The following is a 25,881-nucleotide window of genomic DNA, read 5'->3' as shown; positions in this document are numbered from 1 at the left end:
ATAAAGAGTGAGAAGTTAACTAAAAACATTTATTGCTTTTATCCGTGAGAAGTATTAAATGTAAAGAAACATATGTTTATATCCTTCACAAGGATATGTATAAGGGGATGGCACATGAATACTCAAGACTTTTTAACCGGATATACCAAACGTTTTGTTGATAATAAAGAAGAAGAATTAAGTTTGGAAGAATACCTGGAATTGTGTAAGAATGACCCTTCTGCTTATGCCAATCCAGCGGAACGATTATTAATGGCGATAGGGGAGCCAGAAATGATCGATACGCGTCATGATCCTGTGTTATCAAGAATTTTCTCTAATAAAGTGATTCCGCGGTATCACGTGTTCCAAGATTTTTACGGCATGGAAGAACCAATTGAACAAATTGTCGGCTTTTTAAAACACGCAGCGCAAGGATTGGAAGAAACAAAGCAAGTCCTTTACCTTTTGGGACCTGTTGGAGGTGGTAAATCTTCAATTGCTGAAAAATTAAAAGACTTGATGGAAAAAGTTCCCTTTTATGCCATTAAAGGTTCGCCTGTATTTGAGTCTCCGCTTTCTTTATTTAATCCAACAGAAGATGCAGAATTATTGCGAGAACGTTTTGGCATCCCTTCCCGCTATTTACGCTACCTCATGTCCCCCTGGGCTGTAAAAAGACTGCATGAATTCAATGGAGACATCAGCAAATTCAGAGTGATTAAAGTAAAACCTTCCCGACTCAAACAAATTGCAATCGCCAAGACAGAACCTGGAGATGAAAACAATCAGGATATCTCCTCACTGGTAGGTAAAGTTGACATTCGTAAATTAGAAGAATTTTCCCAAGATGATCCAGATGCTTATAGTTTTTCCGGAGGGCTATGCCGAGCCAACCGTGGTCTTTTAGAATTTGTGGAAATGTTTAAAGCACCTATTAAAGTGTTGCATCCTTTATTAACAGCAACTCAAGAAGGCAATTACAATCCAACTGAAGGTTTATCTTCCATACCCTTTGAAGGAATTATTTTAGCTCACTCCAATGAGTCAGAGTGGCAAACATTTAGAAACAATAAAATAATGAAGCATTTATTGATCGCATCAATATTGTCAAAGTGCCTTATTGTCTGCGTATTTCTGAAGAAAATAAGATTTATCAAAAACTTATTGATAACAGCTCATTAACACAAGCTCATTGTGCGCCAGGTACGTTGGATATGTTAGCCCAATTTTCCGTCTTAACACGTTTAAAAGAGCCACAAAACTCAAGTATTTACTCTAAGATGCGTGTATACAATGGAGAAAGTTTAAAAGATACTGATCCAAAAGCCAAATCATACCAGGAATATCGTGATTTTGCCGGTGTTGATGAAGGAATGAGCGGTGTCTCTACTCGTTTTGCGTTCAAAATACTGTCAAAAGTATTTAATTTTGATCATAGCGAAGTCGCAGCAAACCCAGTACATTTAATGTATGTGTTAGAGCGCCAAATTGAACAAGAACAGCTCCCCCAAGAAATACAAGAATCTTACTTAGGCTTCATCAAAGAGTATCTTGCTCCTAAGTATGTTGAATTCATAGGTAAAGAAATTCAAACAGCTTATCTGGAATCATACTCTGAGTACGGACAAAATATCTTCGATCGCTACATCACTTATGCTGATTTCTGGATACAAGATCAGGACTATCGTGATCCAGATACCGGTGAAATTTTTGATCGGGCTTTATTGAATCAAGAATTGGAAAAAATTGAAAAGCCAGCAGGTATATCAAATCCAAAAGATTTTCGTAATGAGGTAGTGAATTTTGTGTTACGTGCTCGTGCAAATAATCGAGGCAAGAATCCTGTTTGGAACAGTTATGAAAAATTAAGAACCGTTATTGAGAAAAAAATGTTTACCAATACCGAAGACTTATTGCCAGTTATCTCCTTCAATGCTAAAGCCTCAGAGGATGATAAGAAAAAACATGAGGAATTCATTTCGCGAATGATAGATAAAGGGTATACACGCAAACAAGTACGCTTGCTTTGTGAATGGTATTTGCGAGTACGGAAGTCACAATAATTAAAACCTCTCATCTGCGAAGGGAGCCAGGATGGACTCAAAACTGTTTGGCTTCCGAGGCTATAATTGTGCTTCACTAAAGCTACAAATATTCACCAAAAATGATTTTGTATGGGGATAAATTATGTCGCAATTGATTGATAGACGACAAAACGCAGGGAAAAAAAGCACGGTGAATCGTCAACGTTTCCTTCGTCGTTATAAAAATCAGATCAAACGTGCTGTCTCCGATGCTGTTGGAAAACGTAGTATTACTGAAATTGACCAAGGTGAACAAATTACGATTCCAGCAAAAGACATTTCTGAGCCCATGTTTCGCCGAGGCCAGGGTGGACACATAGAGCGCGTATTGCCCGGTAATGACAACTTTATAGCGGGCGATAGAATAAAAAGACCTAGCGGTAGCTCTGGTGGAGGTGGCGATAGTTCTAGTGCGAGTGATAGTGGCGAAGGCGAAGATAATTTTGTTTTTGAATTATCACGAGAAGAGTTTCTTGATTTGTATTTTGAAGATCTTGAGTTACCTGATTTGGTTAAAAAAGAACTCGCACAAATTAGTACATTCAAAACCGTACGTGCTGGAGTAACAACCAGTGGCATCCCTAACAATATTAATGTTCTTCGTTCCATGAAACAAGCAACAGGACGAAGAGTAGCCTTAGCATCACCCTATAAAAGACAATTAAAAAGTGCTGTCGAAGAATTGGAGAAGCTGCAAGCACAACCTGTTCTAGATACAGATGAAATAAAAAAATTAGAAAAAAGAATTGAATTTTTGAAAAAGAAAATCCAAACCGTCCCGTTCATAGACACTATTGATCTTCGCTATAATTATCGTATCCGCATACCTTCTCCTTCTACGCAAGCGGTTATGTTCTGTGTTATGGATGTATCTGGATCAATGGATGAGGCTAAAAAAGACATTGCAAAACGTTTTTTTATCTTGCTTTATATGTTTCTCACTAAGAATTATGAAAAAATTGAATTAGTGTTTATCCGACACCACACCTCAGCCAAAGAGGTCAATGAAGAAGAGTTCTTTTATTCTCGAGAAACAGGAGGGACTGTAGTCTCCAGTGCATTGGAACTGTTAAGTACAATTATTGAAGCACGCTATCCACCTGAATCTTGGAATATTTACGTCGCTCAAGCATCAGATGGTGATAATTGGAATGCTGACTCACCTTATTGCCAAGAGTTACTTCAAGATAAGATTATGCCTTTATTGCAATATTTTGCTTACATTGAAATCATGCCACGCCATCATCAAAGTTTATGGGAGGTTTATCAGCTGGTTAAAGAGAGCTATCCCAATTTTGCCATGGAAAATATTGATACGGTAGCAGATATATATCCTGTGTTTCATGAGCTATTTAAAAGGAAAACTGTATGAGAAAGAAACCATTATCTACAGGCGCAGAATGGACCTTTGAATTAATCCAGGATTATGATCGTGAAATCGCACGTATTGCCAAAGACTTTAAGCTTGATACTTATCCTAACCAAATAGAGGTCATTTCTGCTGAGCAAATGATGGATGCCTACGCATCCGTAGGTATGCCTATAGGCTATCATCACTGGTCATTTGGCAAACATTTTGTAAGTGTTGAAAAAAGCTATAAACGTGGACAGATGGGTTTAGCTTATGAATTAGTGATTAACTCTAATCCCTGCATTTCCTATCTTATGGAAGAAAATTCTATGCCTATGCAAGCCTTAGTTATTGCTCATGCATGCTATGGCCATAATTCATTTTTTAAAAATAATTATTTATTTAAGATGTGGACCTCAGCCGATGCTATCATTGATTATTTAGTATTTGCCAAAAAATACATCAGCGATTGTGAAGAGCACTACGGTATTAATGAGGTTGAAGCAATACTTGATGCATGCCATGCCCTGATGAATTATGGAGTGGATCGTTATAAACACCCTGCCCCATTATCCATGCAAGAAGAAAAGATTAGGCAACAAAACCGCGAAATATACATGCAATCTCAAGTAAATGAATTATGGCGAACAATCCCACACAACAAGCAAGTGGTAAGTCAGTCTCAGAAAAAGAGTTTCCCAGAGGAGCCTCAAGAAAATATTTTATATTTTATCGAGAAAAATGCCCCCCTATTAGAGCCCTGGCAACGAGAAATTGTACGTATAGTCCGCAAAATGGCGCAATATTTTTATCCCCAAGGCCAAACTAAAGTCATGAATGAAGGATGGGCCTGTTTTTGGCATTATACGATTTTACATGCATTGTATGATGAAGGCTTGGTTACTGACGAATTTATGTTGGAAATATTACAAAGCCATACTAATGTCATCATGCAACCCCCTTACAATAGCCCCTATTACAGCGGCATTAATCCCTATACATTGGGATACCATATGATGCAAGACATCAAACGAATCTGTGAAAGTCCTACTGAAGAAGATAAACGCTGGTTTCCTTATTTAGCAAATACGAACTGGTTAACTAGTTTAGATACAGCCATGCGTAATTATAAAGATGAAAGTTTTATTGCCCAATATTTATCACCTAAATTGATTCGCGACTTAAAATTATTCCATATTGTTGATGACGATCGCAGTCCAGATCTTTACGTCAATGCCATACACAATGAATCAGGATATCAGAAAATAAGAGAAGCCTTATCAAGACAATATAATTTAGGATATTTTGAACCAGACATCCAAGTTTATTCCATTGATTTACAAGGTGACCGTTCCATGACTTTAAGATATGCACAACACAATCGAGTTCCCTTGGGTAATACAACCACAGATGTGCTCAAACATCTTTATTCCTTGTGGAAATTCCCCATAGTGTTGCAAGCAGCAAATTCTGAAAATGAAATTACTCAAGAATACCATTGCCCCCCTAAACCGCTACCGAATACTTAATGCTTTAGCATCGCGTGGAACAATTCTTAAATCTTAAAACGGCAGAAAATAAAAATGCCCCACTTAAGGGGCATTGACAATTACTCTGAGGCCATTTCAATAGCAAAAGCTAAAGCCAATTTAGAAAAATTAGTCATGTGTTCTAGGCTTAATTTTTCCATGGTGTCAGCAGAAGAATGAATGTAAGGATTATGATCTTCAAAATTAGATTCACAAGGGAATGCTGCTGGAACCCCTATATCATCCCATGAAGCATGATCACTACAACCATAGCCACACTCTGAATAATCAACCGGAACATGTACATAAGTCTTAATTAATTGAGCAACAAAGTTACTTAATTTCTCATCTGTATAATCAGTAAATACCCACATAGTAGGATCTTTAGGATCTACGCGATAACCAGTCATATCAAATTGGATTGCTGCTTTTACCGGGATAGATTTTGATCTAAAATGCTTAACCACATACTGAGAGCCTACTAAACCGCGTTCTTCTGCAGCGTACCAAATGATATAAATGGGGCGCTTAAACTCTAGTTTAGAATTTAATAATACGCGTGCCATTTCCATATTCGATGAGGAGCCGCTACCATCATCACCAGCCCCTGGCATACGTCCATCAAGCGTGTCCATATGTGCCCCAATCACTACCGCAGGTGCTTTAATGTCTTTACCAATAACCGTCACCAAGGAGGGTTGTTTGTATCGGCCTGTTTCTACAAAGAAAGTTTCAGTATCAGTACGACCACTTTCAATAACCATTCTGTTAAACTTGTCTTCTAACCAGTGAGCGGCGAATACCCCGGTTTCTTTAGTTGCAGAACGATTATGCATTGCGGTTAATTGGGATAGGGTATGCCAAATATTATCAGGGACTATCTTTTCTAATTCGTGATTAACTTCTTTTTGATGTTTAATTTCATAAGCAATATCACTTAGATGTTTTGTCTTAATTGTCTTTTGTTGTAACAGACCTTGTGCGGATTGTTTTTTTACTGCAGTTTGCGCACCTTGAATTTTATGAGTCACATTGACAAATCGTCCACAATTGACTTGATCCGCCAAATGACTTAAAGCATCCAAATCAGTCGTGGAAATATCAATGATTTTAAAATCCTTATTTTCTGCCAAAACCTCATAGGGTGTAGCAATTTTTGCTGCAAGACATTGAGGTACTTGCACTTGCTCATGAATAGCATTCGCTGCTAAAACATTCGCACTCGCAAACATCGAACCCGCTGCGATATAGGTCATCCATTGATTCAAACGCATTTAAACTCCTAGATTAAATTAATTTTTAAACGAGATTAACTCGTGGCCATTTACTTTACCTAAATTCTACAATGGGATCTACTGCTTAATTAAAGTGGCGTTACAACAAACAATGAGCACATGTTCTTTTTTTGTTCTATATGCTATTGATAATCATTTTCATTTAGGATAAAGTGATGACCCTAATCTACTCAATGAGCAAATATATGGCAATCAATAAAAAAAATTTTCCTATAAAAAAAATTCCCTATTATCTGCTTCTAACGCTTCTGACAACAGGCGCTAGTTTAATCCTTGGCTTTTTAAGTTTTGGTGGCATGTATGCATTGATTCCCGCCTTGTCATTAGCATTTGCCACTTTTGGCCTTTCGGTCGCTTATGAAGGGGAAATTTATTTACAAAATATTAAAGGTGCCTTTAAAAAATTATTTAAAAGTAATTACTTAGAAAATCATCTGGCTAAGGAGTATCTATTAAAAAATTTCCCCGAGAATACCGATGATCCGCATTGCCCTAAGTTTTTCAAGGATTATGAAAAACAGCTGCAACTGCTTAATCTGTTTCATCAGAAACAACTAGATAAGGAAAGCCAAAAGCAAAAAAAACAAATCGAAAAAACTCTTGCAGACATGGAAAAATGGTTTGCGCTACAACTTTTCGCCCCTAGAAATGCCCCAGATAAAGAAAAGCCTTCTGGATATGTACTTGAGCTAAGAGAATGGCTTGCAGAACAGGGGCAAAGCGAATGGCAAGCTCGCTTGGAAAAGCGCCAATCTACGTTTAACTATGTCAAAGGCTTTAGTGCTCTTGCTGCCTCCTTTATGGGTTTAGGCAGTACCTACCTCATCGTTGAAGCATTTAGCGTGATTCCTTTTTTTGCCGCTATTCCTTTTGCGTTATGGCCATTTATAATCATTCCCATGTCGGTCATTGCCGGAGCTGCATATGGCATGTTGACCTATAACACCATCACCGATCTGATTAACAACGATACCTTGAATAAATGGTATCAAAAACTTCGTGATGATTTGAGCCAAGGCTTAACAGTTCGTAATGTGTTTATGGCATCTATGGCCTTATTTTTGGCTGGTTTAGCAGTTGCACTTACGATTTGTACTGCAGGGACTTGGTGGACTATTGCAACAAATGCACGTCCATTATTTGAATGGATGAAAAAGATGCCTAGCTTTATTATGGGCGTGATTAATCCGATTATTACGGGATTGTCCGCTATATTCTTTAACATCCAAAATACCGCTGAATCTCTAGAAATGGTGGATGAGGCGACTCGTTCGAATAAAAATATATTTCGTAGTGTTTATGAATCAGTCATTGAAAACCTGTCTCATGTCCGGGATACAGAAAATTGGTTTCAGATTTTAAATCCATTTCGCCTCCTTTTAAAACTAACCCTTACCCCACTACGAATTCTGCTCTTTTTAGGTCATCTAGTCAGCATTGCCGTAACATCAGATCGCATGCCTGGCGTACCGCAAATTGTATCCGCGCTAGTAGGAATTATTAGTGAGGGTTTTGAAGATGCACACTATTTTGCTGGCCATGAAGAGAAGTCTTCTCAGGGCTCTAAAAAAACCGCATCGTTATTGGAAGAGCGTTTAGCAGGAGAAGCAGACAATGAGCCTAATACAGATATCCCAACTCGTCTTCTAAAAATTATAGCATCGCCTTTATACGCCTTAGCCGCAGGCTGGGATTATTTGGCCAGTCAATTCAACTCAGGCTCTACTAAAAAAGAAGTACTTACTTTTGCGCGAGCATGGGATAAACAACGCGGAATAGAAAAAGATGTAACGGTAGAAGTTCCTACAGACGCCAAACATCCTTCACAAGAATGGAAAGTAGAACATACTACCTTCTTGATTGAAAAATACTCACGAAAGCACTTAAACCAAATCAAAATTGGTACTAAATTAGCCAAAGATAAAAACAACGCGCTTCATGAGTTGAAAGAAATGGTTCGTGCAACAGCATCTAAGCGGAATTCACTCGAAAACATCCTGACTGATGCGAAAAATAATCCTGTATATAACCAACATCGACTATTTGCACTCTCTAAAGATGAAAAAACAGCAACACAGGAATTTGTTGAACGATTACCTGAGCGCGTTAACGCCATGGTATAAATTTTTTACTATCCCCGCTCTATCATCTCTGCTTGCATCAAGCAGAGATGAGACTCCTACGCAAACTGATGGAGATTAGGATGTAACATCTCCATAAATCTGGGTAGAGGGTTTTCTCTGCGCTTGTACTCAGGCTCCATAGATCCATAACCAGCCCATCGCTCGGGGATGGACACTGCTGTATATCGCTGCTCATCAAGGCCACCTTGCATTGTCAAGGTGCTGCTTCAAGCACTTGCGAATAATAAAGAAGAAATAAACCCTCAAATAGTGGCGCAACACCTCTTTCTATTGCGGAGCAAAATGGTCATGTAGCGATTGTAAATCTACTGCGTAATACACTTGAAAGTGGCAAAGAAAAAATGTCATTTTTTACCCAAAACACAAAAAAGCAGACACAAATCGATACCTTACAAGAAATGCAAAGGCCTGTTTATAGGATCAAGTAATTAATTAAGAGTGCGTCCAAACTTTCACTACCATTGACTTAAGAGGTTCATCTTGTTCGCGAAAACAGAAATCTATTTCTAGATAAGCATTGTGTCATCTACATAGCCTGCAGATTTCACAATGCTCGACGCGTTTTCATTTCTTTATTAGGATCTGAAAACAACGCTTTTATATGAAGACATTTCTTGCAATTGATGTGGGTCAAGCTCCATTTTTTGTAAATTTTTCAATGTATTATAATAATCTAGAAGCAACGATGAAAACTTAGATTTTTTTGTTTCCACCAGAAGAGAAGACTTATCAAATAACTGATACAAGGTATTATTTACTGCTTTCTCAATCTTATTGGGAACAGATACAGGAAAAGACCACAAGTTCTCTAGATAGTCAATTTTGGTTTGTACCGTTTCACAAGCAGGTGAAGTCAAAGCCAACAAAACGGCCCGCATTTGGGTAAATGCTAATCCTTTTGGATCTTTAATCTGTAAATCATGAGCATGGGATAGCATGTCATCAAAGACCATACCCAGATGCTTTGTGGCATGCCTGTATTCTTCATTTTGGGTCTGTTGGTCAACATAAGTTCTCATGCCCTGCAATAAAGAACGTAATTGAGATAATTCTTTCTTTGGCAATCTTGAGGATTGCTCACAAAAGCAAAATTGTACCATCAAACGATTCATTTCAGCATGACAATATCTATTAATGTCATCATGCTCCATTACCTGTAGTAAGATTTGAATTACTTGCTCAACGCTAACTAGTAAATTTTTAACTACTTTACTACGACTCTCCAAATTATTTAAAAATTTTTGTCCAAAAAAAGTGGTATTTTTTTGTTCATTAAGCTTTTTATTATCTAATCCTTTTAGTTCAAATAAAGCCTTGGCTTGCAATTCCAAGAGAATTTCCAAATATTTATTAGGCAAGATATAAAGGTGATTTTGTATATGATCCACTAAAACCATTCGATCAAAAAAGTTAGTGTGAGAAAGTTGATTTTTGGAGCGACGCATTAAATTTCGTTCATATAGTTTTTGTTCTTTACTAATCTGATTTGTTAAGTCGCTTAGCTCTTCAAGAAGAGATTGACAGCCATCTTGATATGAGTAGGTATTTTCTTGCTCTGTCAAGGCATACTTAAACTCCTTGCAAAACCTACGAATTGCTTTCACGCCCTGGAGTGCAGAAAAATGTCCCTCTGCAACAATGAGTTTCATCTGCTGATAACTATCCCATAGTAACTTTTTGCATTGCGCTTCAGCATTGCCTTTTTTGTCGGTTAAAATAAACTGTAGTTTATTCTCACAGTTTTTTAAGATTTGATTTAGATCACTCAATAATTTTTGATTAAACAAATAAAATTTTGCATTTTCATTCACGATTTCATGTTTTAAAGCTTTAGAAAACTCTAAATCTTGATTATTAAAAAGTGATAAATGGCATCTGAGCTCTTCATTTATAAATTGAACTCGAGACAAATTAAGTTGGGTACGTTGTAGATTAATTTCATCAATTTCTTGGGCAATACCAACGTGCAAACCTTGAGTGATACTGTCTTCGATTCTATCATAAATTGAGTTTTGTTTTTCATTTTGCGGCAACGAAGTTTGCGCCGTATGCAACTGCTCTTCGAGACGAATTTTTTTTAATTTTAAATTTTCATCTCTCCCTGCAATTGTCAGTTCAAACTTGGTGGTAATACGATTAATTACAGGTAATTTAAAGGAACTCGGCTCTTCTAATAACAAAGCAAGGTTGTTTCTGCTTGATTCACCTGGGCCGTACAATGATTCTAAGTAGTGCAATATGATTTTTATCTGTGGAGAAAGCCCACTCCATTCTTTCTTATCAAATATTTTTTGTATGTCTGAATAAACAAAGGCTTGATACACTGCTTGTGCACTAAAATAATTCCCCATTTCCGTCAGCTGTTTTGCAAGTAACACGAAGCGCTCAAATAATAATCGACAAGAAGCAGTATCCAGCCGTTTTAACAGCTCATTTCGAATATACTCACTTTGATAACTGGATAACTGGACTAATTCTTTGGTAATCGCTTGAATGGACTCACCTTGGTTTAAGCGTTCATTAACCGTTTTAGCAAACTTTGAATAGGCGTCATTTGCCATTCTAGTCATCGTACCTGCTAATAAAGAAATTGCTGTACGATTCACTGAACGAACATGATGCGCCATCTTTGGTTCGTCATGAATTTGCTCATTTATTTTCTTATCAAGTAACAACTCATCCCATTTTGTTAATAGAATTGAAAACGATGGCACATGTTGATTCGGTAACGTGTTACTTGAAAGTGAATAATCGAATTCAAAGCTTTGTGAATCTTGTAGTTCGCACAATGAGTCTTGCATCATATTATGACGTAAACAGTGCAACATCTGTTGTTTAAGTTGTGTCACAGAGTCTTTTGGCGTTTTAAATCGTGATTGCATGGGATAGTTTTCTCGTTAAGATAGTTTGATTAGATTATTATGTTGACATGATGTTAATTTAGAGCCCGATCCGGGCATTTTAAATATTACTGGGACGATTGTAAATCAAGGTGATCGTTTTTTGTTTTTACAATAGCAATATCAGGCATCAAAAGAAAAAAACACCATTGATGCCATAGGGATACAGGTAGGTCCCCTCCCCGAGAATTGAACGTTAGTTACTTTGCATTAATAATTCTCGAGCGTGGGAACGTGTTTGTTCTGTAATTTTTAATCCACCAAGCATACGTGCAATTTCATCAATTTTTTCAGCATGTTGCAGTAAACTAATATGAGTAAATGTTTCTTTATGATCACTTTGTTTTTCAACCATGAAATGATTATGTGCAGCAGCAGCGACTTGGGGTTGATGCGTAACACAAAAAACTTGTAAGCGTTCACCCAATTTACGAAGCATTTGACCTACCAAAGCAGCCGTTGCCCCTCCAATTCCAACATCTACCTCATCAAACAGCAAGGTGGGAGTTGTCCCTTGTTGTGCAGTAATCATTTGAATGGACAAACCAATTCGAGAAAGTTCTCCACCAGAGGCAATTTTACTTAGTGAGTCAAGCTCCATGCCGGGGTTAGTGCACACTTTATACTCAACTTTATCCATCCCATGCACTTGCATTTTTTCCAGAGGAGTTATTGCAATTTCTACTTGTCCCTTAGGCATGCCCAGTTGTTGGATACTTAAAGTGATTTCTTTCGCCAGCTTTTGGGCTTGTTGTTGTCTCGTCTTGCTCAGTTTTAAAGCAGCCATTTCATAGGCATGAAGCAATTGATGAAGCTGTGAGTGTAATCGGGTTAATTGACGCTCATTATTTTGTAAATTTTCAAGTTCATTTTGTAACTGTTGCACATGAGTATGCAACTGGCTACTCTCTACATGATATTTACGAGCAAGTTGATGTATGCTACTCATTCGTGTTTCTATTTCATGCAAACGTTCCGGATCTAAATAAACGCGCTCCGAAAATTGTTGCATTTCATCAACTGCTTCTTCACATTGAATTAAAGCACCATTAATTAACTCTTGGGCATTTTTGATTTGGGTTTGTTCTTGTGGCAACTGACTAAGCAAATGCAAAACCTGGTGTAGGTTTGTACAAATATCGGGTTCATCATCTGCATTTAATAGTGCATGAATTTGCTGGCAATTCTGTAAATAGTCCTTAGCATGATGCAACAGTTGATGCTCTTGGTATAAGGTTTCAATTTCACTTTCATGGAGATTTAATGCCGATAACTCCTCAATCTGGAATTGCAGTAACTCGATTTTATCTGCTTGTTGCTCCTGACTTTGCAAAACTTCTATTTCCTGTTGCAGCTTTTGACATTGTTTGTAAAGTTGAGCTACTTCTTCAAGCAGGAGCTGATTCTTGCCATATTGATCCAATTGCTGGCGATGCGTGGCATGCTGCATTAACGCCTGATGCTGATGTTGTCCGTGAATATGTACTAATTTTTCACTTAACTCTTTCACTTTTTGCAAAGGAAAAGGTTGTCCATTAATATACGACTTAGAACGTCCCTCAGCATAAATCACGCGACGTAAATAAATGTCACCATCATCACAAGGGATATCATGATCCGCAAGCCATTGTGCCGGTTCAGAATCGTGACTCACAAAAAAACCTGCGGTGATATCGCATTTTTCTTGACCAGGACGAATCACTGAAGCATCCGCCCTCTCACCTAAAGCGAGCATCAATGCATCAATCATAATGGACTTCCCCGCTCCGGTTTCACCGGTAAATGCAGTCATTCCCTGCGTAAAATCTAACTCCAAATGGTGCACAATTGCAAATTGTTTGATGCACAAAGTTGTTAGCATATACTATCCTTGATGTTTGGATTCCCAACCAAGTTTCGATCGTAATGTATCATAATAATGATAATCAAGAGGGTGAAGTAAACGTAAATGGTGGCTGTTTTTTTGAATTGCTACTTTTTGTTCAGGCTTGACCATTCGTGACTCATGACCATCACAACTCACTCGTAAATCAGTTTCGTTAAATTGACTGATATGCAGCTCAATTTGTGACTCGCCATCAATTACTATTGGCCGAGAACTCAAACTATGAGAAAACATAGGTACAAGAACAATGGCATTGAGTTGCGGGTGCATAATTGGGCCTCCTGCAGATAAAGCATAGGCAGTAGATCCTGTAGGAGTTGATAAAATCATACCATCCGAACGATAATGACTGACTAATTGTTGATTCACATAGACTGAAAATTCAATGAGGTGGGTTTCCTTACCACGCCCTAAAACAACATCATTAAGCGCATCTCCCTCAAAATAAATATGATCTTCATCATAAATGCGCGTATGTAACAAAAAACGTCTTTCTTCTGTATATTGTCCTGCTAGAACAGCACTTAATTGGGTTTCAAGTTCATTGGGTAAAATATCGGTAAGAAAACCCAGACGCCCTCTATTAATACCAATGACTGGTGTATCTACCTTAATTGCCAGGCGTGCCGCTGAAAGCAAGCTTCCATCACCACCAATAACAATAATTAAATCCTGCTCTTCTCCCATATTTTCCCGGGCTAATATGGGTAATTCCACACCAAAGCCAGTAGCTGTATCAATATCCTGAAAAATTTGCACCTTCTGACTTTTCAGGAAATCAATTAAACGATATAAGCTCTCACTGACTCCTTGATTGGCACGATGTTGGCGTGCAAACAAGATAACCCGTTTGAATGAGGTGTTATTCTTCACTATTTGCTGTTCTTGATGCTTTTTTTCGTTCATGTTCTTTCAATGATTTTTTTCTTATGCGAATGGAGTTAGGAGTCACTTCCACCAACTCATCATCATCTATAAATTCCAATGCTTGCTCTAAAGTTAATTTCACTGCAGGCGTCAAGATGATATTTTCATCAGAACCCGAAGCGCGAATATTCGTTAATTGCTTTTCTTTAGTGACATTCACTACTAAATCATTATCACGAGAATGAATTCCAACAATCATCCCTTCGTAACAAACTGTTTGGGGTTCCACAAACAATCGTCCACGTTCTTGTAAATTGAACAGAGCGAAAGCACGTGCCATACCTTGGCAATTAGAGATCAATACACCATTAGTTCGCTTGCCGATTCGCCCTTTAATCGCTGGCCCATAATGATCATAAACATGATACATTAAACCTGTGCCCGAGGTAGACGATAAAAATTCATTATGAAATCCAATAAGGCCGCGGGTAGGAATCATATAGTCAAGGCGTACACGCCCCTTTCCATCCGGGACCATGTTTTGTAACTCACCACGACGTTCACCTAATTTTTCCATAATAGTACCTTGGTGATTTTCTTCTACGTCTACAGTGAGATGCTCATAAGGCTCTTGTTGCTCTCCGTCCACCTCACGAATAATCACCTCAGGTTTACTTATAGCTAATTCATAACCTTCACGGCGCATGGTCTCAATAAGAATGGATAAATGCAATTCACCGCGACCAGAAACTCTAAATTTATCAGGATCATCACAATCTTCAACACGTAAAGCAACGTTATGCAATAATTCAGTTTCTAGACGCTCACGAATTTTTCGTGAAGTCACAAATTTGCCTTCTTGGCCAGCAAAAGGCGAGTCATTCACCTGGAAAGTCATGCTGATGGTTGGTTCATCAACCGAAAGTACAGGCAATGCCTCAACGACACTCAGATCACAAATCGTATCAGAAATCTTAAGTCCCTCAATTCCCGTAATTGCAATGATATTGCCTGCATTTGCTTCCTCAACTTCGATACGCTCAAGGCCTTTAAATCCTAATAGTTGCAGCAGACGGCCCGAACGAATGTTGCCATCCTTATCAATAATTTTTACTGCCGATTTTGCTTTAATTTGTCCACGAGTGATTCGTCCTATACCGATAGTACCTACATAGGATGAATAATCCAAGGAACTGATTTGCATCTGGAAGGGTCCATTTGCATCTACTTTAGGGGGCTCAACTTTTTCAATAATTGTTTGCAATAAAGCACTCATATCTGAGGCCTCATCTTCCAAGTGCAGCTTCGCATAACCATTTAAGGCAGAAGTATAAACAACAGGGAAATCCAATTGCGCATCTGTCGCGCCCAGATTATCAAATAAATCAAACACTTGATCCATGACCCAATGAGGTCTTGCGCCTGGACGATCAATTTTATTAATGACTACAATAGGATTTAACCCACGCGCAAAAGCCTTTTGTGTCACAAAACGTGTTTGTGGCATAGGGCCATCGACTGCATCAACGAGCAATAACACACTATCAACCATGGATAAAATACGCTCAACTTCACCGCCAAAATCAGCATGGCCAGGAGTATCAACTATATTGATTTGATGGTTTTTCCAATAAACACAAGTGTTTTTTGCAAGAATAGTAATCCCTCGTTCTTTCTCCAAGGCATTAGAATCCATTACCCGTTCAACTTTAGGGGCCCTCTCATTTAATGTGCCCGTTTGTTGAAGCAATTTATCAACTAGAGTGGTTTTACCATGGTCAACATGCGCGATAATGGCGATGTTGCGAATTTGATCAATCATAAAATAACCTTTGATGGAAAAAGCAAGTACTTGTACATAGATTTAACATTATACCTCAACAGAACACTAAAACCTATCTGATTCTTATTTTTTAGTATAGCAATCTACACTTCTTGCTTGAGTCAATAAAAAAAACCAGTTTTCCAGATACAATTGATTGTTTTATTAAATTAATTTCTAACTATTCCTGCGAGATGCTACTAATTATTTTTTAGCTGCTAAAATAAGAATGAGGGGTTAAAAAAAGGGAGTAATTATGAGACAGCTAATTTTACATCCCACCGATATTAGCCAATGGCATGCATTAGTTAATGAGGCTCAAGCTGCAACGCAGCTTATTTTGAGCGAAAACACTGAAAGTTATTTAGTATTTCTACTTATGCGCTTTTCTCAAGGGCCTAAACTAATTGAATCCATAGTTGCACTCGATTTTCTAGAGTCTATGCATAGACCGCGAACACTGCAAATGGAATTACTACGCGATGTAGGGGATAAAAGTTTATTATTTTGTGGCCTTTTTCCAGGAATTGCCAAAAGAAGGCATGTGAGTCTTGAGTATTTTTCTGAAATGGGACAAGCAGCCTATTTGACTGTTGGAGAATTAGAAGGCAAACACTCTGAAAATATATATTTTCAATTAAGTGAGCAATTTCTAATCTTAAAACAGATATTACAGGCGATGCGCGGTGAATGTGCCGAAATCATTCAAGCTGATCCTAAAATTTTATCGTCCATAAAAGTAAAATTACAATAAAGACAAACCCTGGGTGAGCCTAGCAAGCCCAGGCATGCCTTTAACCTTTATCTCTTGTCTTTTAAGGTGAACCTTGATGAGAGGCTTAATTTATTGACTTTCAACTCTTAGCTTAAATCTAGAACATTTCTTATGTGTTAAAAATATACAAATACATAACGCTCTATGTTATGTTAAATAAACAGTCATTTTGATTCATTCAAATGTATACCGAATTGACAAAACACAAAAAGACACAGAGGAGAATAGAGTATGGCAGGTATTTTAAGTTTTTTTTTAGACGTTCCAGTTAAAAAACCAAGCTCAGAAGCAGAAACCTTTTCTGAGAAAAGGAAATCGGATTTTTTACCCGATACATTCCGCATTGCTTTGAACAATATGAAATCAGAAGAGAATTTAGCAAAATATTTGCATAAGCAAGCGCAACTCCATCCACAAGAATATCGCGAAGCCATTCAGAGCTATTTCAAAGAGAAACTCGATAAGAGAACAGCTCTGATGCGCCATGTCAGTTTTTTTGACTCTGAAAACACATCAACATTGAGCTTCATGAATGTGGTACAAGGATTTAAGGACTTAGGTTTTGGTACGCTTTCTGCATATTTAAATACCGCTCTAGTTATAGGCGGAGGCATCTTAGGTACCCAAAAACTAGAGCCGCCTATTGAAAAGGTTCATAACTTAACACATCCTGTCTCTCATACCGCTCTTTTTAATCAGAACCCATCTAAATTTAATAACATTGCCCATGAAAAATTTATAAAAAATATGATCGAAAGAAAGATGAAAGGACGCGATAAGCTTGGGGAAGAAGACATCATTGCTTTAGTTGATGAAATAGGAAAACAACACCCCAAAACGGGCTTGGGCAAAGTATTCGCGGAATTTTTAAGGCCACTCCAGATTGTAGCATTCACTAACGTGATGAATTTATGTGGTGGCTTTCTAACACAACAAGATTTAGCAGATTTCTTTAGTGGTACACTTTTTTATGCTATAGCTGAACCAAGCTCTGTTGCTCATCGAGTGATGACGATGCGCTAAGTGACTCATTGAGGTTTTCGAAACGTTGAACTAAACCCCATAGTTCAACGTTATTCTACTCAAAAATTATTAACTAAAAGGACCTTAGAAGGATGTGTGTAACCTAATTGACTCATTTAATCGATTAGTAATCATTTCCTCCATTTCAGTGTTTTTATATCTTTGAGCCCAATATAAAGGGGTCTGGCCTCTTGGATCTTCCACCATTGGATTAGCTCCATGTTGCAGCAAGAGCGCTACAATTTTACTGTCATTACGGCTTGCTGCTTCAAGAAGAGGACAATTTCCGCCTTGCGAAAACTCATTAACATCTCGACCTTCGAGAATAAGAGCTCTCACGACACCAATCTGGCCAATCTCTACAGCTTTCAATATAAGATTCATATTCGTTTTAATTTCCATTTTTACTGTCCTCAAAGTGTAAATAATTAAAATTATTACATCAAGTTTATTTATTATTCAAAAACCTAAACAACAGGTGATGTTTTGTGGTTAGTTGCTTCAGGCGTATGAGCCTCCAGTTGAGCCTTGTTTAAAATTGATTCTAAACGCTGTTTGGTATCAACAGTAACTTTTATTGAAGTATCTTTAGAGATGTTATTTGATCTATCTATTATTAATTCACTGTAGTTTGACAGTTTTGGATTTTGTTTTTGTAATTCATCATAGTATCCTTTGAGATAGTCACCCATATTAGGGGGTACTGCAGCGGTTTTGGAAAAAGCACTTACAGCATTCATAAGAGCATTAGCCATATTCTCAATCTGAACTTCTCGGGTAATGTCTATAGGTCTTTGACTGGCTAATTTATTTAAAATGTTAATGTATTTTTTCACTTCAGGATTTTCAAAAAATTTTTCTCTGGTTCCTTCTGCACGAATAAAACCTACATCACTGATAATACGAGTTACCATCTTATCAATTTCAGCCCTATTAAATTTTTCGTTTGCAGGCGCGCTATATATTTTATTCTTTATTTTATCTTGAACCCATTGGTCTTGATCTTTCAAAATCGCTGCAATCGCAGGGTGCTGTTTTAATTTATCACCCAGTAATTTGTTTATAGCAACATTTAGAGCCACTTCCTTAACCCCATTTATAGTTAAGTCTTGCAGACAATTTTCGGTGATTAAAGAGTCTATGACTGCAGATACCGCTGCTTTATCAGTATCTGATACAATATAAGGTTCCTGGAGTGTATCTAATTTCGCTTTGACCTTGTCGCAGATCTCGTTTTTTATCAAATCCATACTGCTTTGTAATTGCTCATTTCTAGTTACTAAAAGTTGTTGGCTGTATTGAATTAATCTCGCTTTTTCATTTACAAACGTCCCTTCAGGTATAAATTTTGCAATCACTTCAAGATCCTCAGGAGTAACTTTATCGTTAATATTCGGATTTTTTATAATGTTTTGGAAGTTTAAATCATTTTTAAAGACAGCAAATAATTCTTTAAGAAGTTGATTACCACGCTCGGTATTTGGAATAGTTCTTAATAAAGGACCAAATAAAGAAATGTTTTTACTCTGAATCACATGATTAACAAAACTGGTTACTGCTACTTCATCATAGTTTGTATCAGAAATAGCAAGAAGTTTTTCACGATCATTTTCTGGGAGTTTAGGATTAGTATATTTTTTTATAAGATAGGAAAAAGATGGAAAATCCAGCGTTGTTGCTTCATTACTTTCAGATTGAACGGAAACTTTAATACTTTTGAGTGCAGCACAATAGTCAACCTTCCCATCACCTTGGCTCCAAGACATGTTAATTGCAGTCACAATATGCTTAGTCATTTCAAAAATTGGGTGCTCACAATCCACTGAGTAACAGCCCCATAAATTATTCCATTGTGGATAGTATTTTCTATTATAGGATACTAAGCCGCTATCCATAGCGGCTTTAGAAAAACCAACAGAGTAAATTTGGTTTGATCCAGGTGTTTTTCTTTCAAGAAGATCTTTACTTTCAGCAACATAACCATCATGTTGCCTGGCTAGATCCCCTGCAAATTTAGAATCCTCACACGTATAAACGACCTTATTGTGGGGAGATACATATAGGCCTGATTCATCGTAATAACTGGCATTCATCCCGTCTTTTTGTATATTAGAACCTATAGTTGCATTATAAAAAGCTTTTCTATCAACAATAATTGTATTGGTATCAATTTGTAAATGCCGTTTTCCTTGATTGTTAATAATGGCTCTATTTTTTATTAAATCAGCAGTACTACCCAAAGCTTCCAATTGATGCAAATAGTCTTTTTCATCTGAAGTTGCTGCCTCTTCATAGAAATCTTGTATTGTTATTCCCTCTGTCTTGCATTTTTCTGCAAGGTAATCAAAATATTCTGCTTTAATTTTTTGATAATCCTCGGAATTATAGTTTTGCCCAGTATAGTTTTCGCCGCTTTTCCAATGAGGAATCATCAGTGCTGAAAGAACAATTTGTGGCGGTTCGCGTCCAATTCCCCGGGCTGCATCATCAAAACTTTTTTTCATGATCCTGATATTAGCTACCTGACTATCGATAAATCTCTTCACCCCATCTTTATCGAACTTCCATCGTTCTTGCATTCCAAAAGTACTCAAGGTAACAACATCCTTAGATGCAACAGGTGTATTTCGCGTCATTTAATGCTCCAATATTATGCTTATATCGCATAATTCAAGCACTAAGATTGATATTTGAACAATTAATTATATTTATATATCATATTGAATTAACTAATATCTATTATTTATCATAAAATTAAGTACATTTTGTTGTTGGGCTTATGAAAAAGAAATAACAAGCTGGACTACGAAATTATTGTGGGGTACTTTGATGTAAATGCATGTGCTAATTGAATTAAACAACGTGAACAGCGCTTAGAACATCGAATGATTTAAATCATTCGATGTTCTAAGCGCTTCAACTATCCCTTATGAAACAACATGGTGATATCTATAGGATCAAAAGTATATTTCTGATTACAAAAATCACAACGAATAGATACTTCCCCCTGTTCTTTGAGTAATTCTTTTGCATCCTCTTCACCTAAAACAGTAAGCACTTGTTTCATTTTATCAAGGCTACAGCGGCATTTAAAACGAGTTTCACGCCGCTCAAATATTCTTATTTCCGTTTCATGATAAAGTCGGTACAATAATATTTCATTATCTAAAGTCAGTAACTCGTCTTCACTCACTGTTTGACCCAATTGCACTGCATATTCCCAGAATTGTTCCCTGTGTTGCGTATCTTGACCCGGCATTAGCTGCAACAACATTCCTGCAGCAGCACGTTCATTCACCGCCAACCAGACTCGCGTAGAAACTTGCTCCGATTGAGCAAAATAGTTCATTAAGTTCTCACTCATCGAAGTAGATTGAATAGGAACCATACTCTGGTAAGCATTGGTTTGATTATTTTGATTAATGGTTAAAACCATTTGCCCTTCGAGAAATGCATTCGCATACTCTATCGTTTCCAGACCTTCAATAAATTGAGCAAAGGCTCTTACGTTAAGTTCATGATCACATTGGACTAATAATAAAGGAAGCCGATTATCTCCTTGAAACTGTAGATTTAAACTCCCCTGAAATTTGATACTCGATGCTAAAAGCAAACAAGAAACAAGTGCCTCTCCTAGTAAATTTTTAACCATTGGAGGATAATTTCGTTGACTCATAATGGTTTGATAAGTGTCTTCAATGTGAACGATTTCACCACGAATATTTGCATGTTCAAAAATAAAGCGTTGCAGGGTATCTGATTGTTTCATAAACGAGCTCTAAAAAATTACGGCAATCACTAAGACTCAGTTGCAATCTCGAAGTATAACATAATTTTTTTGTAATTTTCCTGGAGAAAAAATGATTTTGAACTATGCTTTTAAAGTCCACACTAAAATTTTAAGGATGAAATCATGATAGACAAAAACATACTTGCCCCCTTATTCAAAACTATAGACAAAGTCGTTTTTGGGATTGAAGAGGTGGAAGAGCCTCAAACCAAACCTGATTTTATTGAAATAGACACTGAAGAAGAGTTTGATGTAGAGCGCTCAACGAATTAATTGTTGATTCCTAATACCTATGCGGGCAATAATCGCTCTTTTTTGAGTGAGAAGTCTTTAATATGTTGAACAGCCAACAAATGGCAGCAGTGCGTCATATAGATGGACCTTTATTAGTCCTTGCTGGAGCTGGAAGCGGTAAAACACGAGTAATCACGCAAAAAATAGCTTATTTAATTAATACATGCGGCTATGCCGCGAATACTGTATGTGCAGTAACATTTACCAACAAAGCAGCCAATGAAATGCGTGCTCGGGTTGCAGCCGTTTTACCACCAGCAACTCGAAGAGGTTTAAAAGTAGCAACCTTCCATACTTTAGGCTTGAGTATTATCAAACGCCACCTTGACTTGTGTAATTTAAAAAAGGGCTTTTCAATTTTTGACAGCGAGGATTGCGTACAAATATTGCGTGGATTTTTACCTGCGAATAAAGCAACAGAAAGAGAGTTTATCCTGCAAATTCAACAACGAATCTCACGTTGGAAAAATGATCTCCTCACTCCGGAACAAGTGATACACAATCCTTCTGATGCTCCCTATTATGAAGAAGCTGCGTTACTTTATCCTCGCTATCAGCAGGCACTCAAAGCATATAATGCGGTAGATTTTGATGATTTGATTCGTCTTCCTGTAAGCCTTTTAAACGAACATTCTTCCGTATCAAACTATTGGCAGAATAAGATTCGTCATTTATTAGTCGATGAATATCAGGATTCAAATACCAGTCAATACCTTTTAGTAAAACAACTAACTGGAATAAGAGCTCACTTTACCGTTGTAGGTGACGACGATCAGTCAATTTATGCATGGAGAGGAGCAAAACCTGAGAATTTAAAGCAATTACAGCAGGATTATTCGCAATTAAAAATAATAAAACTGGAACAAAATTATCGGTCGACAAATATCATTTTACATTCAGCAAATCATCTTATCGCGAATAATCAACATCTATTTGAAAAAAAGTTATGGAGTGAATTCGGCCATGGTGAATTATTAAGAGTTATTCGTTGTAAAGATGAAAATGATGAGGCAGAACAGGTTGTTGCTGACTTAATTAGCCATAAAATACGCGCTAGAACTCAATATGGCGATTATGCAATTCTATACCGTGGCAATCATCAATCCCGTATTTTTGAAAAAGTGCTACGCCATTATGGAATCCCTTATCACATTAGTGGTGGTCAATCCTGGTTTGCTAAAGCAGAAGTAAAAGATGTCTTTGCCTACTTGAAATTATTGTGCAATGCGTCAGATGATGCTGCGTTTTTGCGAGTCATCAATACCCCCAAACGAGGGATCGGTGAGACAAGCCTCGATGCTCTGGGCCATTATGCGCAAAATAAAGGTATAAGCCTTTATGCAGCAGCGGATCATCTTGCACTTAGTGAATACATCGCAGAAAAACCACGTGCTGCTTTACTTTCTTTTAAATCATGGATGGAACGAATAAAGCTACAAGTCATCACGGGGTCTATAGTAGAACAACTCAAACAAATGGTAGAGGACAGTAATTATGAAGCTCATATTTATGAGCTCTGCGATACTCCTGCTAAAGCACAAAAAAAGATGGATAATGTTTGGGAGTTATTAGAGTGGATTGAGCGTTTGTTAACCAAAAATCCAGCACAAACTTTAGCTGAGGTAATTAACAAGCTCATTTTAATCGATATTCTTGATCAAGCTGAAGAACAAGATAGTGATACTTTGCAGCTTATGACCTTACATGCATCAAAGGGTCTAGAGTTTCCTTATGTTTACTTAGTAGGTATGGAAGAAGAATTGCTACCACACCGAGTCAGTATTGATGAAGACCAAATCGAAGAAGAAAGACGATTAGCCTATGTTGGTATTACTCGCGCCCAAAAAGGTTTATGCTTTACGTTAGCCAAACAAAGACGTCGTGCCGGTGAATTACAAGACTGTTTGCCAAGCAGATTTTTAGACGAACTTCCTCCCGAACACCTTGAATGGTTTGGAAAAAATGTAGAACGCTCCGAAGAACAATCAAAACATTTAGCAAAAACTCATTTAGCTGGATTAAAAAGCCTGCTACTTGAACAGTAAGTTACAAAGATCGTTGTAGCGACAATGCAGCACAGGCTACAATAAGAGGTACGATTCATCGCGATTGCTCTATTGATACCATGAGAAAAAACATCATCCTATTCACTGTTGCATTAGCCATGTTCATGGAAGCAGTAGATACAACCATTATTAATACAGCAATTCCTGTGATGGCCCGCAGTTTAGCGGTCGATCCCATAGATTTGAAGTTAGCACTCATCAGCTATCTTTTGAGCCTAGCAATCTTTATTCCTATTAGTGGCTGGGTAGCAGACAAATTTGGCATCAAAATAGTTTTTATTACTGCCGTCACGATATTTACTTTAAGTTCGATTTGGTGTGGATTCACGCATAACTTATCGGAGTTGATTTTGGCCCGTATTGCTCAAGGAATCGGTGGTTCATTTACTGTACCTATAGGGCGCCTCATTATTTTTCGAACCAGTGCACGGCATGAATTAATTTCAAAAATGACCCTGGTAATTATGGTTGCCTCTGTCGGTATGATGCTAGGACCATTATTAGGCGGGATTATTACTTATCATTTTTCTTGGCGTTGGATCTTTTGGGTCAATATACCTGTAGGAATAGTCACCATCGGTTTAGCAAGTAAATTACTTCCTAACTTGCCTTCTCACCCTGTTCCCTCTTTAGATAAATTAGGATTTGTTCTATTTGGCAGCGGACTGGCTGTTTTAACTTTTGGTTTATCCATGTTCAGTGAGTCCAATGTAACCCTAACGCAAACATCGATGATGCTAACCACCGCATTAGTGTTATTGTGTGGATATACCAAACATTCTTACAAAAGAAAGCATCCTATTGTTCAGGTTGAACTTTTGTATACGCGTACCTTTTGCATTTCCGTACTAGGTAATCTATTAACGCGCTTGAGTTTTGGTGGTGTGCCATTTTTATTACCTTTATTGTTACAAATTGGTTTAGGCTACTCACCAAGCTTATCCGGCCTATTACTCACCCCTATAGCATTGGGGGTATTTTTAGTGAAACCTTTTTCTGTTTATATCCTGCGTTGGCTTGGCTATAAAAATTTATTAATGATTAATACCTTTCTTGTGAGTTTATCTTTATTGTCTTTTTTTTCAATTAACTCAAACTCCTCCATTTATGGTATTGCAATTTTAACTTTTGCCTATGGTTTTTTGGTTTCACTACAGTACACCGGCATGAACTCCCTTGCATATGCGAACATTACTGAAAAGGACCTAAGCGCAGCCACCAGCATTATGAGCACTATTCAACAGTTATCGCAAAGTTTTGGTCTCGCTGTTTCAGCGATATTGGTTGATTTTTTCACCTATAAATACTCTGTACATCAGGCTTTTTCAGTTAAAATATTTCATGATACGTTTATAACGCTAGGAATACTTACTTTTTTTTCAGGAATTATTTTTACATTCCTAAAAAAGGAAGATGGTTTAGAGCTTATTGAAACTCCTGCAAGTAAATCCTCATAAAAACTTACATCTTCATAAATGAACAAAAGCGTTAATAGGTTATCTATTTGGCTCGATTCATCACAGTTTTTAGAGAAATATGATCAATCACGTGTAATGTATTAGAATTTTTAGTCAAAATGATCTATGATAGAAATGCATTATCGTTGTTTTGCAAAAAAAAAATTTTTTGAGAAAAAAACAGCACAATTAATAAAATAATGCTACAATGTATTAGTTACAATTTAGGAAATTAAAATGTCAGATAAAATTCGTGGTACAGTAAAGTGGTTTAATGAGTCCAAAGGTTTCGGTTTTTTAGAAAGTGGCGGTAAAGATTATTTTGTTCATTTCAGTGCAATTCTAGGCACCGGGTTTAAAACTCTTGCAGAAGGTGCAACCGTAGTGTTCAAACCAAGTAATGGTCAAAAAGGTCCGCAAGCTGAAGAAGTTGAAGTAGTAGCCTAATACATTTATTTAAAACCCTATTTGCTTTAATACATCGTTATTTCTGGAGTAGGGTTTTTCAAAAAATCATTATTGCCCTCAAATAATAAACAAGTATTGAATAGCATAATAATCAAAATTCAAACTTGATCATCATGCTTTATATAAAAACAAGTCTATTATCAACAGCT

At 37.2% G+C, this 25,881-nt stretch carries 18 protein-coding genes and 1 pseudogene; 10 read left to right on the top strand and 9 right to left on the bottom strand.

What is annotated here, in order from left to right; all coding sequences use genetic code 11:
- Positions 1 to 114 precede the first annotated feature (114 nt).
- The 3 genes and pseudogenes from EL220_RS01015 (at position 115) to EL220_RS01005 (ending at position 4,946) form a co-directional block, all read left to right on the top strand.
- A pseudogene (locus EL220_RS01015) lies at positions 115 to 2,045 on the top strand (PrkA family serine protein kinase).
- 124 nt (positions 2,046 to 2,169) lie between these two features.
- On the top strand, positions 2,170 to 3,438 hold the full coding sequence (locus EL220_RS01010) for a YeaH/YhbH family protein (RefSeq protein WP_027272507.1): 1,269 nt from the start codon (positions 2,170 to 2,172) through the stop codon (positions 3,436 to 3,438).
- Entirely contained in the window at positions 3,435 to 4,946 is a 1,512-nt protein-coding gene (locus EL220_RS01005; RefSeq protein WP_027272506.1) for a SpoVR family protein, read from the top strand. The genes EL220_RS01010 and EL220_RS01005 overlap by 4 nt, the downstream gene beginning before the upstream one ends.
- A gap of 80 nt (positions 4,947 to 5,026) precedes the next feature.
- On the opposite strand, the gene lapA is transcribed toward EL220_RS01005, so the two are convergent.
- Complete coding sequence (lapA, locus tag EL220_RS01000; RefSeq protein WP_027272505.1) at positions 5,027 to 6,220, bottom strand: aminopeptidase LapA; 1,194 nt, start codon at positions 6,218 to 6,220, stop codon at positions 5,027 to 5,029.
- Between the two features lie 206 nt (positions 6,221 to 6,426).
- On the opposite strand from lapA, the gene iroT reads away from it, so the two are divergent.
- Positions 6,427 to 8,364, top strand: coding sequence for a T4SS effector ferrous iron transporter IroT/MavN (gene iroT, locus EL220_RS00995; RefSeq protein ID WP_027272504.1), 1,938 nt, complete (start codon positions 6,427 to 6,429; stop codon positions 8,362 to 8,364).
- A gap of 56 nt (positions 8,365 to 8,420) precedes the next feature.
- On the opposite strand, the gene EL220_RS18095 is transcribed toward iroT, so the two are convergent.
- The 5 genes from EL220_RS18095 to typA form a co-directional block, all read right to left on the bottom strand.
- Positions 8,421 to 8,576 (bottom strand): hypothetical protein, encoded by a 156-nt coding sequence (locus tag EL220_RS18095; RefSeq protein ID WP_155833985.1) that lies wholly within the window; start codon positions 8,574 to 8,576, stop codon positions 8,421 to 8,423.
- Between the two features lie 384 nt (positions 8,577 to 8,960).
- Entirely contained in the window at positions 8,961 to 11,267 is a 2,307-nt protein-coding gene (locus tag EL220_RS18440) for a RasGEF domain-containing protein (RefSeq protein ID WP_232002568.1), read from the bottom strand.
- 214 nt (positions 11,268 to 11,481) lie between these two features.
- Positions 11,482 to 13,146 (bottom strand): DNA repair protein RecN, encoded by a 1,665-nt coding sequence (gene recN / locus EL220_RS00980; RefSeq protein WP_027272503.1) that lies wholly within the window; start codon positions 13,144 to 13,146, stop codon positions 11,482 to 11,484.
- Positions 13,147 to 13,149: 3 nt separating this feature from the next.
- Positions 13,150 to 14,076 (bottom strand): NAD(+) kinase, encoded by a 927-nt coding sequence (locus EL220_RS00975; RefSeq protein WP_035906699.1) that lies wholly within the window; start codon positions 14,074 to 14,076, stop codon positions 13,150 to 13,152.
- Entirely contained in the window at positions 14,033 to 15,859 is a 1,827-nt protein-coding gene (gene typA / locus EL220_RS00970; protein ID WP_027272501.1) for a translational GTPase TypA, read from the bottom strand. The genes EL220_RS00975 and typA overlap by 44 nt, the downstream gene beginning before the upstream one ends.
- Before the next feature lie 256 nt (positions 15,860 to 16,115).
- On the opposite strand from typA, the gene EL220_RS00965 reads away from it, so the two are divergent.
- Together EL220_RS00965 and EL220_RS00960 are read left to right on the top strand one after the other, a co-directional pair.
- Positions 16,116 to 16,613, top strand: coding sequence for a hypothetical protein (locus EL220_RS00965; protein ID WP_027272500.1), 498 nt, complete (start codon positions 16,116 to 16,118; stop codon positions 16,611 to 16,613).
- Between the two features lie 252 nt (positions 16,614 to 16,865).
- Positions 16,866 to 17,657, top strand: a complete 792-nt coding sequence (locus EL220_RS00960) for a caleosin family protein (RefSeq protein WP_027272499.1) — start codon at positions 16,866 to 16,868, stop codon at positions 17,655 to 17,657.
- 84 nt (positions 17,658 to 17,741) lie between these two features.
- On the opposite strand, the gene EL220_RS00955 is transcribed toward EL220_RS00960, so the two are convergent.
- The 3 genes from EL220_RS00955 to hslO all read right to left on the bottom strand — a co-directional run bounded on the left by EL220_RS00955 (position 17,742) and on the right by hslO (position 21,426).
- Positions 17,742 to 18,059, bottom strand: coding sequence for an ankyrin repeat domain-containing protein (locus EL220_RS00955; RefSeq protein WP_035906697.1), 318 nt, complete (start codon positions 18,057 to 18,059; stop codon positions 17,742 to 17,744).
- A 65-nt stretch (positions 18,060 to 18,124) separates the two neighbouring features.
- Positions 18,125 to 20,293: a hypothetical protein gene (locus EL220_RS00950; RefSeq protein WP_027272497.1), complete on the bottom strand. Its 2,169-nt coding sequence runs from the start codon at positions 20,291 to 20,293 to the stop codon at positions 18,125 to 18,127.
- Between the two features lie 284 nt (positions 20,294 to 20,577).
- Positions 20,578 to 21,426: an Hsp33 family molecular chaperone HslO gene (gene hslO / locus EL220_RS00945; protein ID WP_027272496.1), complete on the bottom strand. Its 849-nt coding sequence runs from the start codon at positions 21,424 to 21,426 to the stop codon at positions 20,578 to 20,580.
- 144 nt (positions 21,427 to 21,570) lie between these two features.
- Between hslO and EL220_RS18090 the strand changes: the two genes are divergently transcribed.
- The 4 genes from EL220_RS18090 (at position 21,571) to EL220_RS00930 (ending at position 25,711) form a co-directional block, all read left to right on the top strand.
- On the top strand, positions 21,571 to 21,720 hold the full coding sequence (locus EL220_RS18090; protein WP_164480580.1) for a hypothetical protein: 150 nt from the start codon (positions 21,571 to 21,573) through the stop codon (positions 21,718 to 21,720).
- A gap of 62 nt (positions 21,721 to 21,782) precedes the next feature.
- The gene (locus tag EL220_RS00940) at positions 21,783 to 23,786 is read left to right on the top strand and encodes a UvrD-helicase domain-containing protein (protein ID WP_027272495.1); all 2,004 of its coding nucleotides are present in this window, start codon (positions 21,783 to 21,785) and stop codon (positions 23,784 to 23,786) included.
- Positions 23,787 to 23,866: 80 nt separating this feature from the next.
- Complete coding sequence (locus EL220_RS00935) at positions 23,867 to 25,264, top strand: MFS transporter (RefSeq protein ID WP_027272494.1); 1,398 nt, start codon at positions 23,867 to 23,869, stop codon at positions 25,262 to 25,264.
- Between the two features lie 237 nt (positions 25,265 to 25,501).
- The gene (locus tag EL220_RS00930; protein WP_027272493.1) at positions 25,502 to 25,711 is read left to right on the top strand and encodes a cold-shock protein; all 210 of its coding nucleotides are present in this window, start codon (positions 25,502 to 25,504) and stop codon (positions 25,709 to 25,711) included.
- Positions 25,712 to 25,881 lie beyond the last annotated feature (170 nt).

This window comes from Legionella sainthelensi (genome assembly GCF_900637685.1).
Taxonomy (GTDB): Bacteria; Pseudomonadota; Gammaproteobacteria; order Legionellales; family Legionellaceae; genus Legionella; species Legionella sainthelensi.
Note: the sequence above shows the minus strand (reverse complement) of the source record. Positions and strands in the feature narration are given on the sequence as shown.